Origin of the sequence: Salinivibrio sp. MA427, from assembly GCF_001996115.1 — a bacterium.
Classification (GTDB): domain Bacteria; phylum Pseudomonadota; class Gammaproteobacteria; order Enterobacterales; family Vibrionaceae; genus Salinivibrio; species Salinivibrio costicola.
In genome coordinates, this window is sequence record NZ_MUFH01000301.1 from 1 (window position 1) to 2,916 (window position 2,916).

The 2,916-nt window shown below is 50.1% G+C and carries 3 protein-coding genes and 1 pseudogene; 1 reads left to right on the top strand and 3 read right to left on the bottom strand.

Annotated elements, in window-relative coordinates:
* The coding region (pgsA, locus tag BZG79_RS13580; RefSeq protein ID WP_077774666.1) for a CDP-diacylglycerol--glycerol-3-phosphate 3-phosphatidyltransferase at nt 1-408 on the top strand (408 nt) is incomplete at its 5' end.
* 94 nt (nt 409-502) lie between these two features.
* Here pgsA and BZG79_RS13585 read toward each other — a convergent pair.
* The 3 genes and pseudogenes from BZG79_RS13585 to BZG79_RS13595 form a co-directional block, all read right to left on the bottom strand.
* A complete protein-coding gene (locus BZG79_RS13585) occupies nt 503-1,870 on the bottom strand; it encodes an ATP-binding protein (RefSeq protein ID WP_021024411.1) in 1,368 nt (455 codons plus the stop codon).
* Between the two features lie 3 nt (nt 1,871-1,873).
* Nucleotides 1,874-2,548 carry a response regulator gene (locus BZG79_RS13590; RefSeq protein ID WP_021024412.1) on the bottom strand — a complete coding sequence of 225 codons (675 nt, stop codon included), beginning with the start codon at nt 2,546-2,548 and terminating at the stop codon, nt 1,874-1,876.
* A 101-nt stretch (nt 2,549-2,649) separates the two neighbouring features.
* Nucleotides 2,650-2,916: pseudogene (locus BZG79_RS13595) on the bottom strand (transporter); the annotation flags it as partial.

A 2,916-nucleotide genomic window follows, 5' to 3' on the forward strand; every position in this document is an offset into this window, starting at 1 on the left:
TTAGCACGCCGTTTAAAACAATCGACTCGATTTGGCGCATTTCTCGATCCCGTTGCGGACAAAGTGATGGTGGCGATTGCCATGGTGTTGATTGTCGAGCACTATGCGTCTATTTGGGTCACGATTCCCGCTGCCACCATGATTGCGCGCGAAGTGATTATTTCTGCATTGCGAGAATGGATGGCCGAAATCGGTAAACGTGCCAGTGTCGCGGTGTCTTGGGTAGGTAAATTTAAAACCGGCTCGCAAATGTTCGCACTGACCATGCTGTTGTGGCATGGCGCCCCTTGGATTGAGTGGTTAGGGTATATTGCTTTGTATGTCGCAGCAGGCCTAACGTACTGGTCGATGTATCAATATATGATGGCAGCCAAAGACGATTTGCTGGCCGATCCTGATGGCGACTAAGCCCTAACGACCCATATCGCCAACGCACCAGCGACAAAAACGCGCGATAGCGCGCAACAAAAAACGCAGCCCCGTTAAGGCTGCGTTTTGTCGTTTAGCGCTTAGGAATAGTCAACACAAATGCCGCGCCTTGTAATACCGAGTCCGTGACATGAATGTTACCATCGTAACTAGCGATAATTTCATCGCACACGGCCAAGCCAATTCCGGTGCCCGGGTTCAGTTGATCGGCGCGCACGCCGCGTTGAAATATGCTCTCTCGATAGCACTCCGGCACCCCAGGGCCGTCATCTTCAATGATAAGCTGAAACACCTCGCCTTGATCCTCTACGCGCACTTTCACTTGCTCAAGGCAGAATCGATAGGCATTTTCTAACAAGTTACCGAGTAACTCCATCAAATCACTGTGGTGTATCGGCAAAGAGGCGTGTTGATCAAATGCGCGGATCACTTTAACCGGTTTATCGCGATACGCTTTATCTAACATCCCGGCCAAGCTATCGATAGGCGCAGACAGTGGGCTATCTTCGCGTTTTAACCCACATTGCCCCACCAACGCACGTTTTAGTTGATACTGCACCATGTCATCCATTTGGCTGACTTGCTCTAGGATCCGTTTGTTCAGTGCTTCACGCGATAAGCGATTGTCGTCTAACAAGGCGTTGGTGGCCGACAAGCGCGTTTTTAAACTGTGAGCCAAATCATCCATCGCGTGACGATAGCGCGTTTTTTGCTTCTCGCGTTGGGTGATCATCCGGTTAAGCGCTTGGGTAACATCTTGCAGCTCATCAGGATAATCATCGTCCAAGGTTTTTTGCCGTGATTCGGTAATCGCAATCAGCTCTCGTGCCAATCGGCGTAGCGGAGAAAAACTCCAATGGCAGGCGGCGATTACCATGGCAGAGGCCGAAAGAAACAGCAAACTGATATAAAACCAGGTCTCTGTCTCTAAATCAGCTAACTGTTGTTTTTGCATATCCACGTTGCGCAGCACAAACAGCCGGTTATCACTGTCGCCAGGTTGCTTATCGGAAGACAGCCGTTGAGCAACCACGTTAAAGCCCGCAATAGAAAGGTACTGCGGTTTTTTGGTCAGATCAGGCAACAGCGCGCAAATATCGTCGATATCAAAGGCGCGAACATCGCGGGAGGTCCAAAGCGTATGTTTATCTCGCGTACAAAGAACGGACATATAGTCGCTGCTAGAGGGATCCAGCGATTGGATCCACGCCGTGAGCTCATCGGCGCGAATCAATCCATCTTTACTCAGTTGCGCCATGACCATGGGAACTTGTGAGGCCAGATCGCGAGAATAAGCGGCCATCGAGCTTTGTTGATAGAGCTTATTAATTAAAGCGGCTAGGGCGATAGAAAAAACCAGTATGATACCGATAGACGTCGCAAGCACTCGGGTGCGCAATCTTGGTCGACAACGACACAAGGTAAATTGGCCTAGTTTCATGATTCACTCAGCTTGAATTTCAAAAAGATACCCTTGACCTCGCACGGTCGAGATCGGGTTGCTATGGCCGCTTTGGAGCAGCTTTTTGCGCAGGCGACTGATCATCACTTCAATGGTGTTCGGATCGCCATCTTGATCGTGATAAAGCACATCGAGCAAGCGCTGCTTGGAAATTACCTCACGGCTATGACGCATCAAATACTCAAACAAATCATACTCAAACGCGGTTAACTCAAGTGGCTGGCCGTTCACCGTCACCGCTTTGGCTAACAAATCGAGCTCAATGTCACCGGCGGTAATCGTGGGTTTGACAAAACCAGCACTTCGGCGCACCAAGGCATTGAGGCGGGCAACCAGCTCCGGCTTTTGAAACGGCTTAACCAAGTAATCATCAGCGCCAGCATCTAGACCCGTGACTTTGTCTTGCCAGTTCGCCCGTGCGGTCAACACCAAAATAGGCAGGCGCAAGCCTTTGGCGCGAATGTCCCGAATCAAGCTAATCCCATCTTGATCGGGTAGGCCCAAATCAACAACGGCAATATCGTTGGGGTATTGATCGGCAAAATACAGCCCCTCGCTCGCCGTCTTGGCACAGCGAACATGGTGCCCAAGCTCGGTGAGCTCAGTGTTTAGGTGATGACTTAAAATCGAATCATCTTCAATAATCAATACCTGCATAAAAGCCTCTTTAAAACAAAAAAGCGCCCATGGTTGGACGCATTGATTATAAGTTTTGTTGGCTGAATTGTGCCTGACGTGACGTCGTTCTCTTCGACGGCTTACACCAAAATAATCATTAAGGTGCCGGCGAGTGTCAGGATCACGTTGGCAATCGCATAGGTGCCCGCGTAGCCCAGTGCTGGAATGGTACTGCGCGCGTGCTCATTGATCATATCCATCGCCGGGGCACAGGTGCGTGCGCCAATAATCGCACCAAACAATAAGGCGCGGTTCATTTTAAGCACATAGGCCCCCACCAGATAAGCAATAATTACGGGGATCACGCTAATCACAATGCTGGCCAAAATCACCGGAAAGCCCATATC

Excerpts from the sequence above, each read along its gene's own strand:
- BZG79_RS13585 (WP_021024411.1), bottom strand. The coding sequence starts at position 1,870 with ATGAAACTAGGCCAATTTACCTTGTGTCGTTGTCGACCAAGATTGCGC.
- BZG79_RS13590 (WP_021024412.1), bottom strand. The coding sequence starts at position 2,548 with ATGCAGGTATTGATTATTGAAGATGATTCGATTTTAAGTCATCACCTA.